This is a genomic window from Streptomyces sp. NPDC054796 (genome assembly GCF_053611545.1).
Map to the genome: position 1 here is coordinate 131841 of NZ_JBSHAO010000021.1, position 13882 is coordinate 145722.

The window sequence follows — 13882 nt, forward strand, 5'->3', positions numbered from 1 at the left end:
CCCGCGGCGGTGGGGCCCGCCGCCCCCCCCGGGCCCGCCCGGGCCGGGCCGGGCGGGGCGGGCCCCCCCACGGCTCTCCTGTCGGCTCAGTGGCGGCCGGCCTGGGGCACCGTGAACGACGGGCGCCCCGCGGGCAGTTCGACGGTGTACTGCTCCAGGTAGGTGTCCAGGAACGGCGAGCGGGCGCCGGGAGTCGGCACGTCGTCGGACGGGCTGTCCAGGGCCAGCCCGAGCTTCGCGTCCTTGACCCTGATCGTCTCGCCGGAGGGCGTGTCGCGCCACGAGCCCGTCTGGATGGAGCCGATCTCCACGGCTAGGACGTGCCCGCGCGCGAGGGTCCAGTCGGTCGCCTTGAGATCGACGCTCAGCTTGCCCGGCTTCAGCAGGGAGACCTGCTCGTCGAACATCGCGGCGGTGCCGTCCGGGGCCACGTCGTACAGCTTGACCATCACGTTGCCCTGCCCCTTGGCGCTCAGCGAGACGCGCGGGGTGCCCGTGACACGTACGGGCTTCCTGACCGGCTCGGACCACACGAAGAAGCTCGACGTGACCTCACCGGCCCGCTGCCGCTTCGCCGCTTCCCCCGCCAGGCCCTTCGGGGCCGACGGCTCAGTCGCGGGCGCGTTCTCCATGTCCCACTCGCCGGAACCGGACGGCGGCGCGGGCGACTTCGCGGCCGGACCGCCGGAGGCGGCCAGATCAGCGCGCGCCGAGGCGCCGCCGTCGTCCACGTACGTGCCGCCGCCGAGCCCGACGGTGGCGGACTTCTCCACGACGGGCCAGGTCTTCTGGGCGCGCCAGGCGCCGGTGTTGTCCTCGACGGCGTAGGCCGGGTAGTCGGTCCCCGGCCTGTCGCCCTTGAGGTGGTGGTCGTAGAAGGAGAGGGTCTCCTCGTACCAGCCCTCGCGGCCCATGGCCAGACGCCCGTCGCCGGTGCGGTCACCGCCGCGCACGTGGTCCCACTGGCCGAGCCAGCCGCGCTCGACGCCCTTGTGGTTGTCGAGGTACTCCTGCATCTCCTCGGGCTTGGTGTTGGGCTCGATGAAGCCCTGGGTGACGAACAGCGGGGTGTCGCTGCCCTTCGCCATCCTCGCCAGATCGCGGGAGGTCCAGTGCGGGTCCCGCTGGTCGGCTATCCGGTATCCGGCCGAGTTCTCCGTGAGGCACTCCGGATGTGCCTCCTCGTACCGTGCGTTGTCCCGGTAGCGCGCCTCGTCGTCGGGCATCTGGGGGAGCGAGGCGATGGAGTTGTACGCGTTGGCGGTGCCGGTCACGTTCGGCCGGGGCACCCCGTTGGAGTAGATGTACTGGTACATGTCCCACAACGGCTCCTGCGCGACGACGGCCTTGAGCGCGCGCTGGTCCAGGTTGTTGCCGATGAGGCCCGTGACGGCGTCGTAGGACTTGCCGTACATGCCCACGGCGCCGGTGGACCACGGCTGCTTCGCCGACCAGTCGACGGCGGCCTTCACATCGGCCTGCTCGCCGGGGCCGCCCCAGTCGAGGCAGCCCGTGGAGCCGCCAAAGCCGCGCAGGTCCACCATGACGAAGGCGTAGCCCTCGTCGAACAGGTCGGTGCCCTCGATGAAGTCCTGGAAGCGCGAAGAGGGCCCGGTGTGCGTCCAGTCCTCGACACCGGTCTGCCCCGAGTGCCCGAAGTACGGGCCGACGGAGAGGATGACCGGCACCTTCTTGCCCTTGGGCAGCCCCTCGGGCCGCAGCACGTCGGCGTGCAGTTCGGTGCCGGAGCCGTCCGAGGACGGGAAGTAGTGCTGCGTCCAGGCCGAACCCTCCGGGACGCGGTCGTTCTCCTCGTGCGTGACGGGGTCGGTCGCGGTGGCGGCCTTCGCCGTGCCGTCGGTCTGCGCGGTGGCGGTGGGGCCGACGAGCGCGCCGGTCAGCGCGAGGGTGGCGACGAGCGCCGAGGCGGCCCAGGTGGCCGCGCGACGTCTTCTCACATGCTCCTCCGAAGTGTGTGGTACGGAATGGTGCAGGTGACGTCGGCGAGGGCGGGGCCGGGGCCGACGGCGATGAAGCCTATGATCAGCACGGAAACCCTTCAAGATGGCCGCAAGTGCTGCCAGGGCGGCGCGCGAGAAGGAGAAGGCGGCCGACCAGCGGTTGAGCACCCCGTGACCGCCGCCCCCCCCTCGCCGCGCGTCAGCCGGCTCTCCGTCACCCCGGTCAAGGGCCTGGGCGTCACGCATCCCGACGAGGTCGGGCTGACACCCTCTGGTGTGCGGGGCGACCGCGCGTTCTTCATGGCCGACGCTGCCGGCAGGCTGCTGTCGATGACCCGTACCGGCGCCTGGGCGGCGTACACCGCCGCCTTCGATCCGGCCGCCGGCGTGCTCACGGTGACCGGCCCGGACGGAACCCGCGTGACCGGCGAGGTACGGCTCGGCGACCCGGTGAAGGCCGACTTCTTCCACCACCACAAGGTGCCGGGCCGAGTCGTCGAGGGGCCGTGGGTCGTGAGACGTGCGGCGGGCCCCTGGTCTTCGGGTGGGGCCGCGCGTAGATTCCTCGTGCCGACGTCGTGATCATTACGGGAGGGCCGACGTGGACTGGGGGACGCTCGTCGCGACGATCGGCGGTGGCTGCGTGGCCATCTCCGGCACCGTGCTGGCCGACCATCTGCGTCATCGCCACGAGGACGACCGCGGCGCGGGGGAACGGCGAAGAACCGTGTACATCGAGTTCATCGCCGCCGCCGAGGCGGGCCACGCCCGGCTGCGCCAGCTCGCCCAGAACCCCGGAGCCGAGCCCGACCTGGACGCCGCCACCCGCGCCGCGCTGAGCGACGCCACCATCTACGAAGCGCGGGAACGGCTGTTCATCGAGGCGTCCACCGCCGTCGCCGGTGCCGGGCAGGCGATGTTCGAGCGGCTGCGCGGCCTCCAGCGCGCGGTCGCGGCGGGCGCCGAACCGTCGTCGCCCGCCTTCCACGACGCCTACCACCCGTACATCGGCACGGTCTGGGCCTACCGTGTCGCCGTACGCGAGGAGTTGGAGGGCCAGTCGCTCTCGCCCTCGGTGTTCGGGTGGGACAGATGGGACGGCAAGGACCGGTGCACCCTGTGCCGGGAAACCGCGGCCACGGGGAGGTGAGGTGCCCTGTTCTCCACCAGGTTGACGTCCCCAGCGGGATCGCTGATCTCCTTCCCGTTCGTGGAACGCCTGCCGGCCTCCTTCACGGCGCGGTTGACCATCGATTTAACTGCAACTAACATTGTTGCAGTTAAGCGGTGGTGACGGCGGGAGCGGGAGATGGCGGGGCTCAGCAGCAGGAGCGCGGTCGCGATTCACGCGCTCGCGATGCTGGCGCACCGGCGTGGGGGCTCGCTGACCTCCGCGGAGATCGCGGACAGCCTCGAAAGCAACCCGGTCCTGGTACGGCGCATCCTCGGCCGCTTGCGAGACGCCGACCTGGTGTGGTCCACCGAGGGCCGGGGAGGCGGCTGGTCCCTTGCCCGCGCCCCGCGGGACATCACGCTCTACGACGCGTACGCCGCCGTCGAGGGAGGACAGATCTTCTCGCGGCACACCCATCCGCCCAGCGGGGCGTGCGAGGTCGGGCGCAACATCGGCGACGTGCTCGACGTCGAGTTCCAGAGCGCGGAGCGGGCCCTGGAGGAGCGGCTCGGCGGGACGACGATCGCCGGCCTGCTGGGGCGGATACTCGCCTCCGGCGCCGGACAGAGGGATCACTGATCAAGCGCACATGCACACCTTGTGTCATGACGCACGACTTAACTGTAACCGGTTCAGTTGCAGTTCAGAACGTACCAGGAGTGAGAGCGGTGCCCCAGGAATCCGAAGCACTCGCGAGCACCGGAGCTCGCGGCCCTGCGACCTACGACCTCGTGATCCGTCGCGCGCATGTCTTCGACGGCCACCAGGCGCTCGCCGGTCTGTACGACATCGGCGTCGACGGTTCGGAGATCGCTGCCGTCTCGGCCGAGCCGCTCAGGGGCAGGCAGGAGGTGGACGCGGCCGGAGGATGGGTCATGCCGGGCCTGATCGACACCCATATCCACTTCTACGACGTGCGCGCGGTCTCCGGCCCGGACGCGATGCGCGCCTTCGAGGAGAACGAGCTTCCCGGAAAGCTCGGGCTGTTCCTCGACCACGGGGTCACCACCATCAAGTCGGTGGGTGATCCGACGGGCGGAATCCTGGACACGCGGGCCGGAATCGCCGCGGGCACACTGCGGGGCCCGCGCCTGCTGGCGACAGGTTGCGGTATCACCGGACGCGACGGGCACCCCGCCGCCACCGTCTTCAGCGGCAACCCCTGGGCGCGCGAGCGCTTCACGGGAGAGGTCGAGAGCGTGCGGCAGATCCGCGACCTGGTGCACCATCTCGCCGACCGCGGTGTGGACGCGGTCAAACTCCTGTCGGAAGGCGCGTGCGCACACTCCGGCGGGCCGAAGTACCTCTGGCGGAACCCCGCCTTTCCGGATGGTGTCGCGTTGGAACGGCTTCCCCTCGATCTCCTTCGGGCGGGTATCGAGACCGGGCACGAGCGGGGCCTTCGGGTCACCGTCCACACCACCCAGCAGGCCGCGGCACGCGAGGCGATCGAGGCCGGGGCTGACGGCCTGGAGCACGGTGTCACCGTCGAGCCTCTCACCGACCAGTCCCTCATCGACCTGATGCTCGAACACGACGTCACCTACACGCCCACGCTCTGGATCGACGACGCCCACCCTGACGCCCGTGGCAATCTCAAGAAGGTCGCTGAGGCGGGCGTGCACATCGCGCTGGGCAGCGACACCTTCAGCGGCCGGGGCCTGTTCGGAGCCAACACCCTGGAAGAGGCCGAACTCATGGTGGCGGCCGGGATGACACCCGCCCAGGTGCTGGCCGCGGGCACCAGCGGCGCGTCGCGGCAGTGTGTACGCGCCGACCTCGGCACGGTGGCCCCCGGCAGGCGCGCCGACCTGCTCGTGCTGAACGCCGATCCCACCGCGGACATCGGCAACCTTCGCGACCTCGGCATGGTGATCCTCGACGGCCGCCCGGTCGTCGACAAGCGCTAGGTACCCGCGTGGCGGGACCTCTTCCCGCCGATTCACCGCAGCAGGGAGGAAACCACCCCCATGAAAACCTGGTTCATCACCGGCATCAGCAGCAGCTTCGGCCGCCTGATGACGGAAAAACTGCTCGCTGCCGGCGATCGAGTCGCCGGCGCACTCCGGGACCTCTCGGCCGCCAACGACCTCAAGGCGCAATACGGTGACCGGCTGTGGCTCGCCGCTCTCGACCTGACACACACCGACGCCAGTGACAGCTACCAGCACATCACCCGCACGTTGACCACCCGCCTGGCCCAGCTCCAGGCACAACGCGACCTGGCCTGCTCGACCGACTACGAAGGCCGGGGGGAACAGCCCGCGCTTCTTCCAGCCGGACGAAAGCTGACTCGCAGGAGGCGTCCGCGTTCGGCCGCAAGACGCATCTGTGAGCGCCGGCTGTCCGCTGTTCAGAACTGGCCGGAGGCCGTACCGGCTCCTGCGGGTCCCGGCCAGTACGCCGGATACGCGCCGGCAGGCTGCCGTCCGGGCCCCGGAGCAGCCTCCTCCGCACCGGTCGCGGTGGTCGGGCCGGCCGGCGGCAGCGGTGAGCCGTCCCCCAGCGGGAGGGAGGCGGCTCGTGACCCCTCCCCGAGGTGCGCGGTCCCGCCGCCCGGCCCCGCACACGCGGACCCGCCCGTCGGCTCCGCGCCGTCGACGGGGAACCGCCGCTCCTGCGGTGTGGCGGGGAACAGGTCGCGGAACGCCACCGCGCCCCCGCACTCGTCGATCATCCGCTGCGAGTTCTCCCGTGCGAACCGCACGCCCGCGCTCCGCACCGAGGTCCCCGTCGACTCGGCCCGGCTCATGAGCCCCCGGACCAGCGGGCGGATCTCCGAGGACAGCCGCCCGCACGCACCGGCGGGGCTGACCACCTCGCCGAGGATGACCCACCACGCCCCGGCAGCGGCGCCGGTGTTCGCGATGAAGTCCGGCACGACGGTGACCCCGCGCTCCAGCAGCAGCCGCTCGGCCTCCGGAGTGGTGGGCACGTTCGCGGCCTCCACCACCAGTCCGGCGCGGATCCGGTCGCAGTTGTCCGCGGTGATCGTGTAGGAGACGGCGGCCGGTACGAGGACGTCGACGTCCTGGCCCAGCCACTCGTCACCGGGGCACTCGATGTCGTCGTCGCGCAGCGCGGAGCGGTCGACCACACCCCCGGTGCTGCGCGCGGCGAGCATGCGTTCCACGTCGAGCCCGCGCGAGGTGTTGAGGATCAGCCCCTGGGCGTCCGTGATCCCGGTGATCCGCACTCCGGCACGCGCGAGATACAGCGCGGTGGACCCGCCCATGGCCCCGAACCCCTGCACCACCGCACGGGCGGACCCGGCGGGAGTGCCGTGGTGCTCCAGCGCCGCCAGGGCGGCCTCCGCGACGCCGAAGCCGCCGACGAGTTCCGAGAGTTTCAGGCCGTCCGTCCGGGTGGCGAACGCCCGTCGCACGCGGTCGCGTACCTCCGCCTCGACGGGGGAGCGGACGACGGCCGCGTGGAAGGAGGTCTCGCCGAGGCCGATGCGCGCGAAGCTGCGGTCGAGCTGCTCCTGCTGCGTACCGAGGTCGCCCGCGGTCACCCAGAAGCGTTCCAGCAGCGGGAGAACGCCTTGCAGGAAGCGCTCGCGCACCTCGTCGGCGCGCGGGTCGGCGGGGTCGAAATCGATGCCGCCCTTGGCGCCGCCGACGGGCAGCCCGAAGGCGCCCATCTTCAGCGTCATCTCCCGGGCCAGTTCCCCGACCTCGTCGAGTGTGCATCCGGGCCGCATGCGGAGACCGCCCGTGGCGATGCCCGTCACCAACTGGTCGATCACGACGAACCCTCGCGCGAGGGTATGCGGATCCCGCCAGGTGACCTGGAGAAAGGGCTCATGGCCAAGGGCCTGCAACGGTGTGTCGACGGCAAACTGCGTCATATGGCACTCACCCTCTCCGCTGACGACGGACTTTCGTTCCCACGTCCAGGAATTGCGCAGGGCTGACCCCGGGAAGTGTTATCGGTTATTACTTCCCGGAAACCGCACGGCAGTATTGTGCTGATTGAAGTGGTGGCGCGCGCGCCGTCGTTGAGCGGGCGGTCGTGTGGGCAGACCTCGATAAACCCGCTGGGCGTGCTTTCAGTGATCCCGCAAGAGGCAATTCATGGAATATACGCAGAGAACGCATCCGGTTGCGTTGTGCGTAGTTGTACGTAGCGACCACTGTGAGCTAGCGATAAACCCTTGTCAAGGCGTCACAGGAAGCGGGGCCGACACCAATTTTCCCGCTTACCGACCGGCCGATTCGAACAGTCGAAAAACGCAGTTCAGAGCGCCTGCCCGAGACCTCCGGCGGCCCGGTGCCGCGCGTGTTCCTGCCCCTGTCCGAGGGACCCGGCGCCGCCCCCGTCCGGAGGCTGATGAGTGCGGTGAGGACGAAGACGGCGGCCTGGTAGGCCATGGCGTGCCGGAAGGCGGCGTCCGCGCCGTCGGCGGGAGCGGAGTAGGCGAGCCCGGCCACGGCCACTCCGACGGACCCGCCGAGCTGCTGTGCCGTGGGCAGCAGCCCGGAGACCGATCCGGCGGCGGGGCCGTGCACCGAGGCCAGCACCAGCGTGAACACGGAGGCGGTGAAGGCGCCGAACGCGGCCCCGCCGACCGCCAGCACGGGCAGCGCGGCCTGGCGTCCGGCCGTCGAGCCCATGAGCGGGGCCAGCGCCAGGGACACCCCGGCCAGCACCAGGGACGCGAAGGTGAGCACGCCCGCACCGTGGCGGCGGCCGAGCGCGGGCGCGGCCCTGCTGCCCAGGACGGCGGCACCCGCGAACGGTGCCGAGGTCAGCGCGGCCGCGGGCGCCGAGTAGCCGAGCGCGGACTGGAGGTGGAGGAAGAGCAGATAGGTGAAGGACGGCACCCCCATGTTGAACACGAACACCAGCAGCGTCCCCCTCAGTGCCGACCGGTCGCGCAGCACCTCGGGATGGATCAGGGGGTCAGGGCGGCGGGGGAGGCTCAGCACGAAGTGCCCGAGAGCGACAGCGGCGACGGCGAAACCGGCCCATGTCCACCAGGGCCACCCGGCCTCCCGCCCCAGCGCGAGCGGCAGGACCAGCGCGCCGGATCCGACGGTGACGAGCACCGCGCCCAGCTTGTCGACGCGGAGCCCGTCCGCGCCACGGACACCCGGCAGGACGGCCGTCCCCGCCAGCGAGGCGAGCGCCACCGGCACGGTGAGGAGGAAGACGGGCCGCCAGCCGAGGCCGAAGAGGTCCGCGTCGAGGACGAGCGCGCCGAGCAGCGGCCCCGCCAGCGAGGCGACGGCCATGGTGGCCCCGTACAGGCCGAGGGCACGTGGCCGGCGGGCGGCCGGGGTGGCGGCCTGGATGAGCGACAGGACCTGCGGCGCTACCAGCCCGCTGCCCGCGCCCTGCACCAGCCGGGCCGCGACCAGCGACGCGGCGCCGGGAGCGCACGCACTGGCCGCCGAGCCCACGGCGAAGACCACCGTGCCCGCCAGGAACAGCCGACGGTAGCCGTACCGGTCACCCAGCCGTGCGGCGGGGATGAGCAGGCACGCGTACGTCAGCGTGTACCCGGCGAGGACCAGCCGCACCGTGCCGCCGCCCGCGTCCAGCTCGGCCTGGATCCGGGGCGCGGCGACCTGCGCGACGGTAACGTTGAGCAGCTGCGCGAACGTGGCGCTGAGCACCACCGGCAGTACGAGCCGTCCGCCGCCGCGCGGCGGCATGAGGCGTCCGCGGCTCATGACAGCAGTGCCGCGGCGAGTTCGCGGGGCCGTGCGGCGAACGGGCTGTGGCTGCCGGGGAGGGTGCGCACGGTGAACGGGTTGCCGTGGCCGTCGCCGTCGCCGTTGCCGGGCATGGCCAGATCGGCCTCCGCGATCATCAGGTCCTGCACGGCGGGTGACAGCGCCCGGTCGTCGGCGCACCGCAGGAAGGTCCGGGGTATCCGTCCCCACCGCGCGGAGGTCACCGTGACCGGGGTGGCGGGGACGGCGAGCGGCAGATCGGTGCTCAGTGCCGAGCGCCAGCGGTCGAAGCGGTCCGGCGGGGTGTCGTGGTAGTGGGTCTGCCGCAGTTCCTCGACGTAGGCGGGATCGGGCGAGAGCGGATTGATCCGCACCGCGCCCAGCTCCTCGGGGTCACCGATGCCGAGGGTCTGCCCCCGTGCCGAAGCGTTCTCGGGCGAGCCGAGATAGTCGGAGAAGCGCGGCCGTCCGGCGGGGACGAAGGCCGACAGATAGACGAGCGCGTCGACCAGCTCGGGCGCCCGCTCGGCGGCCAGCGACGCGGGACCGCCGCCCGCGCTGTGCGCGACGAGCACGACACGCCGGTGGTGGCGGACCCGGCGCAGCGTGCGCAGCACGCTCTCCGCGCAGTCCTCCATCGTCACGGAGGCGAGCGGGGACTTCTCGGTCAGCAGGCCCGGCTGGCCGGGCAGGAGGTAGCCGCTGGGCAGCGGCGCGTCGAAGCCGTGCCCCGGCAGATCGACGGCCACGCTCGCGGCGCCGGATCCGGCGAGCGCGCGCTGCGTCGCCGCCCACTGCGCGGAGCTGTGCCAGGCCCCGTGCACGAGGACGAAGACGGTGTGCGCGTGGGAGTGGTGGGAGTGGTCAGTCATGCCCGCATTCCACGCGACCCGGCCCCAGGTATCCAGCGAAAGATCTGGCAAACTGAGCCACGATACCCAGGAGATATCGCAGGCCAACAGGCCAACAGGCCAACAGGCTGACGTGAAGGAGGCGGGCTGACGTGGAGGCGCGGCATCTGCGGTACGCCCTGGCTCTCGCCGAGCACGAACACTTCGGCCGGGCGGCCGGAGCCCTCGGCATCGCGCAGCCTCCGCTGTCCAAGCAGATCGCCGACCTCGAACGCGAGGTGGGCACCCGGCTCTTCGACCGCACCCGCCAGGGGGTGTTCCCGACGGCGGCGGGCGCGGCCTTCCTCTCCCGGGCGCGCAGAGCGCTCGACGAGATCACGGCGGCCCCGGTCGACGCGGCCAGGGCGGCGCGCGGCGAAACGGGCAGGCTGCGCCTGGGGTTCGTCGCCTCGGCGCTGCTCGATCCCCTCCCCGACGTCCTCGGCGGGTTCGGCCGTGAACGGCCCGATGTGCGGCTGGAACTGCACGAGATGGCGACCAGCCGGGGCACGGCGGCCCTCGTCGCCGGGGAACTGGACGTGGCGATCACCCTCGGCAGGCCACGGGGCGCCGGGGCCGAGCGGCTGGTGACGGTCCCGGTCGGCCACGACCACCTCGTCGCCGTGGTGAGCGGCACGCACCCCTACGCGGGGCAGCCGTCGGTGAGCGTGGACCAGTTGCGGCGGCAGCCGCTGATCGTGGCGCCCGGCGCGGACGAGCCCGCCGTCCGCGCCGGGCTGCACACCCTGCTGGGCGAGGACTCCCCGGCCCTCGCCGGGGCGACCGTCGCGAGGGACGTGCACACCATCATCGGCCTCGCCGCCTGCGGTGTCGGCGTGGGCCTGGGGCCTTCCCGCATGCTGGCGGCCCCGCGCCGGGGCACATGGTTCTGCGAGGTGACGCCGCGCACGCCCCTGCCCGATCTGGTGCTGTCCTTCGCCGAGCGGGAACGGTCCCCGGTGCTGAACGCGTTCCTCGACGTGATCCGCGCACTCTGCCCCGACGTCGGCGCAGCGCTGGACCACCGGCTCGGTCCGCCTGGTCCACGGGACTCACAGGGCTCACGAGGTGAAGGCGGCCACTGAACATCCGGGCCGGGCGCGACGACGCCTCACCTCTGGCCCCATGTTCAGCTCGGGGCGGGCGCGCCGAACCACTTTTCCAGCTCGCCGCGCAGCTCGGCCTGGCCGTCACCGTCGTCGTCGCCGGCCCACGCCACATGGCCGTCGGGGCGCAGCAGCACGGCGGGTGCGTCCAGTTCTTCGCTGACGTCGGCGATGTGGTCGACGCGGTCAGTCCAGCCGTCGGCCGAGAGGTTGCCGGTCTGGTCGAGGAGGAGTCCGCGACCGCGGTGCGTGAGCCCGTAGAGGCGTCCCCTCTCTTTGCGCTTCAGCTCCACGTCGCGCAGGCGCCGGCCGAGGAGTGCGTGGCCCTCGCCGAGGTCGTAGCGGACGGCGATCGCGGTGATCTTCTCGATCAGATGGCGGTGCACCTCCGGGAAGTCCATCAGCTCCGAGACCAGTCGGCGCACCGACTGGGCGCCGGGTTCCGTGGACATCAGCACGCCCTGTGCGCGGGTGTTGTCCAGCACGGCGGCGGCCACCGGGTGGCGTTCGGCGTGATAGCTGTCCAGGAGCCCTTCCGGTGCCCAGCCGTTGACCTCGGCGGCGAGTTTCCAGCCGAGGTTGAACGCGTCCTGGATGCCGAGGTTGAGCCCCTGTCCGCCCAGCGGCGGATGGACGTGTGCCGCGTCGCCCGCCAGCAGCACCCGGCCCACGCGGTAGCGCTCGGCCTGCCGGGTGGCGTCACCGAAGCGGGAGAGCCAACGCGGTGAGTGCACGCCGAAGTCGGTCCCGGCGTACTGCCTCAACTGCCGCTTGAACTCCTCCAGGGCCGGCGCGACGGTACGGTCCTCGGCCACCCCCTCGGCGGGCACGACGACGCGGTACCTCCCCTCCCCGACGGGGCCGAGGCCGAACCTCAGCTCGGTCTTGCGCACCTCCGCGACGACGGCGGCGATCGTCGCCGCCTCCTCCGCCACCTCCATCTCGCCCAGCAGCGTCTCCGTCCTGGCGGGCTCGCCGGGGAAGCCGACGCCCAGCAGCTTGCGCACCGTGCTGCGTCCCCCGTCGCAGCCGACGAGATGACGCGCGCGCAGCCGCGCGCCGTCCGCCAGCTCGGCCGTCACCCCCTCCTCGTCCTGGCTCAGCCCCACCAGCGCACAGTCGCGGCGGATCTCTGCGCCCAGTTCGGTGGCGTGCTCGGACAGCAGGCGCTCGGTGAGCGGCTGCGGGATGCCGAGGACATAGGGATGCGCGGTGTCCAGCCGGTCCGGCGAGGGCTTGGGGATACCGGCGAAGAAACTGCCGACCGGGTGCTTCGTGCCGAGCGCGAGGAACCGCTCCAGCAGACCGCGCTGGTCCATCACCTCGATGCTGCGCACATGCAGACCGAGCGAGCGGACATACGCGGGCGGCTCCGCCTCCTTCTCCACCACGAGCACCCGCACACCGTGCAGCCGCAGCTCACCGGCCAGCATCATGCCGGTCGGCCCGCCACCGGCCACGATCACGTCAAACATGTACCCCCCATTCGCCAAGGCCGCGCCTCGGCCGTTCGCTCCGGATACGCGCGAAGGCACACGCATTTCGCGCCTCACCGCTATTCGCGGGTTCCGGCTTCGGACGGAGAGTGTGCGGTACACCCCGGGCCTTGCCGCAAGACCCCCGGTGCGCTATATGTTGAGAGTGGCAGGGAGTATCAGGACTCCTTGCCTTTTTGTTTTCCGTCGTCCCGCCCGGTGCGCAGCGGACGACTTCACGGTTTCGGATCGGGGACAATCGACGGGTCACGTTCACGTACCCGACGGAGCTCACATGACCACGCCTCCTTCCCCCACCGCACTCGCCACGCAGGAACCCGCCGCCTCCGCTGATGTGACACCCCCGGCAGAGGACGCGCACGTGTGGACGGAGCCCACGGCGGAGGAGAACACCGGGAGCCCCGCACTCCCGGCACCGGCGGGGGAACGGGCCCCGGCCGGGGAACCGGAGCCGGGTGAAAGCGCCGAGGGTGCGGAGAGCGCCGAGCGTGCGGGGAGCGGGGAGGGTGCAGAAAGCGCTGAGGGCGCTGTGCGGCGGGACGCGCGCGAGTTCGGCACGTTCGCGCGGACCGGCGGCTGGACGTTCGCGCTGATGGTGGCCCGCAGCGTACGGCCCGGCGGGGTGCCCGCTGGGCAGGCGGACGGGCCGGAGCCGAAGGTGTCGGCGAAGGAGTTCGCCCGGCTCGCCGGCTGCTCGCCGGAGCGCGTGATGCGGTTCTGGCGTGCCTGGGACCGGGCGGCGGACGACGGCGTGGTCCCGGTCTTCGAGGCGCTGGAGCCCGGAGTGGACATCGACCTGCCGGACGCGGACGTGTGGCTGGGCTACTACACCTCCCGCTCCAGCGGCGACTCACCGCGCGGCCAGGCGATCTCCGCCGTGGCCGAGGCGGAGGGCATCCGCCCGACCAAGGCGCTGGAGGTGGCGGAGAACCCGACGGCGCTGCGCGCGGCGATCCTCGCCGACCCGAGCACCGCGCAGGCGGCCCGGCACGCGCTGCTGGACCGGCTGGAGGACGACCCCGAGCTGGGCGAGGAGCTGGCCAAGGACATCGCCCGCACCGGCGAACTGTCCAAGACGGTGGCGTCGGCCGCGCGTACGGCGACGTCGGTGGACTTCGTCCGGGACATCATCGACAAGGGCGAGATGACCACCCCCAGCGGCGAGCGGGTACCCGCGCCGGAGAGCGTGGTGGCCGAGGCGAAGCAGCACCTCACCCTCATCGAGGGGCTGGACGAGGAGGACGAGGCCCCGTATGTGGCCGACGCGCAGAAGGCCGTGCGCTCCCTGGTCGCCGAGGCCGTCGACAGCGACCCGCAACTGCGCGCGCACGAGAGCCGGGTGCGGTTCGAGGGGAAGGTGCGCAAGGCGGCCAAGGCGTTCGAGGAGCTGACCCTCGACGACGCGGCCGAACTCTACGACGAGGAGCTTCTCGAACAACTGGAGACTCTCCAGAAGGCGATCGCCGAGTGCATCACCGAACTGCGCGCGGCGGGCCCCGCCGACTCCTGACGGGACGGCACCCGCGTGACGGGCGTCCTGTGACGAGCCCCGCGCCCGCCCGGCCGTGTGAGGC

At 72.0% G+C, this 13882-nt stretch carries 11 protein-coding genes; 6 read left to right on the forward strand and 5 right to left on the reverse strand.

What is annotated here, in order from left to right:
• Positions 1 to 86: 86 nt before the first annotated feature.
• Positions 87 to 1958 (reverse strand): CocE/NonD family hydrolase, encoded by a 1872-nt coding sequence (locus tag ACWGJ2_RS19455; protein ID WP_453347360.1) that lies wholly within the window; start codon positions 1956 to 1958, stop codon positions 87 to 89.
• Between the two features lie 174 nt (positions 1959 to 2132).
• On the opposite strand from ACWGJ2_RS19455, the gene ACWGJ2_RS19460 reads away from it, so the two are divergent.
• The 4 genes from ACWGJ2_RS19460 (at position 2133) to ACWGJ2_RS19475 (ending at position 5045) form a co-directional block, all read left to right on the forward strand.
• On the forward strand, positions 2133 to 2543 hold the full coding sequence (locus ACWGJ2_RS19460; protein WP_453347361.1) for an MOSC N-terminal beta barrel domain-containing protein: 411 nt from the start codon (positions 2133 to 2135) through the stop codon (positions 2541 to 2543).
• Between the two features lie 19 nt (positions 2544 to 2562).
• Positions 2563 to 3111, forward strand: coding sequence for a CchlQ (locus tag ACWGJ2_RS19465; RefSeq protein WP_453347362.1), 549 nt, complete (start codon positions 2563 to 2565; stop codon positions 3109 to 3111).
• A gap of 159 nt (positions 3112 to 3270) precedes the next feature.
• Positions 3271 to 3714 (forward strand): Rrf2 family transcriptional regulator, encoded by a 444-nt coding sequence (locus tag ACWGJ2_RS19470; protein WP_453347363.1) that lies wholly within the window; start codon positions 3271 to 3273, stop codon positions 3712 to 3714.
• Positions 3715 to 3803: 89 nt separating this feature from the next.
• Positions 3804 to 5045: an amidohydrolase family protein gene (locus ACWGJ2_RS19475; protein ID WP_453347364.1), complete on the forward strand. Its 1242-nt coding sequence runs from the start codon at positions 3804 to 3806 to the stop codon at positions 5043 to 5045.
• Positions 5046 to 5488: 443 nt separating this feature from the next.
• Here ACWGJ2_RS19475 and ACWGJ2_RS19480 read toward each other — a convergent pair whose 3' ends face one another.
• From ACWGJ2_RS19480 to ACWGJ2_RS19490, 3 genes are all read right to left on the reverse strand, one after another.
• Positions 5489 to 6985: a Glu/Leu/Phe/Val dehydrogenase dimerization domain-containing protein gene (locus ACWGJ2_RS19480; RefSeq protein ID WP_453347365.1), complete on the reverse strand. Its 1497-nt coding sequence runs from the start codon at positions 6983 to 6985 to the stop codon at positions 5489 to 5491.
• Between the two features lie 292 nt (positions 6986 to 7277).
• Positions 7278 to 8813, reverse strand: a complete 1536-nt coding sequence (locus tag ACWGJ2_RS19485) for an MFS transporter (RefSeq protein ID WP_453347366.1) — start codon at positions 8811 to 8813, stop codon at positions 7278 to 7280.
• A complete protein-coding gene (locus ACWGJ2_RS19490; protein ID WP_453347367.1) occupies positions 8810 to 9688 on the reverse strand; it encodes an alpha/beta hydrolase in 879 nt (292 codons plus the stop codon). Before ACWGJ2_RS19490 ends, ACWGJ2_RS19485 begins: the two co-directional genes overlap by 4 nt.
• 131 nt (positions 9689 to 9819) lie before the next feature.
• On the opposite strand from ACWGJ2_RS19490, the gene ACWGJ2_RS19495 reads away from it, so the two are divergent.
• Complete coding sequence (locus ACWGJ2_RS19495; RefSeq protein ID WP_453347368.1) at positions 9820 to 10791, forward strand: LysR family transcriptional regulator; 972 nt, start codon at positions 9820 to 9822, stop codon at positions 10789 to 10791.
• A gap of 44 nt (positions 10792 to 10835) precedes the next feature.
• Here the strand turns inward: ACWGJ2_RS19495 and rox are convergent, their stop codons facing one another.
• The gene (gene rox / locus ACWGJ2_RS19500) at positions 10836 to 12287 is read right to left on the reverse strand and encodes a rifampin monooxygenase (RefSeq protein WP_453347369.1); all 1452 of its coding nucleotides are present in this window, start codon (positions 12285 to 12287) and stop codon (positions 10836 to 10838) included.
• Positions 12288 to 12582: 295 nt separating this feature from the next.
• Between rox and ACWGJ2_RS19505 the strand changes: the two genes are divergently transcribed.
• The gene (locus ACWGJ2_RS19505; protein ID WP_453347370.1) at positions 12583 to 13818 is read left to right on the forward strand and encodes a hypothetical protein; all 1236 of its coding nucleotides are present in this window, start codon (positions 12583 to 12585) and stop codon (positions 13816 to 13818) included.
• Positions 13819 to 13882 lie beyond the last annotated feature (64 nt).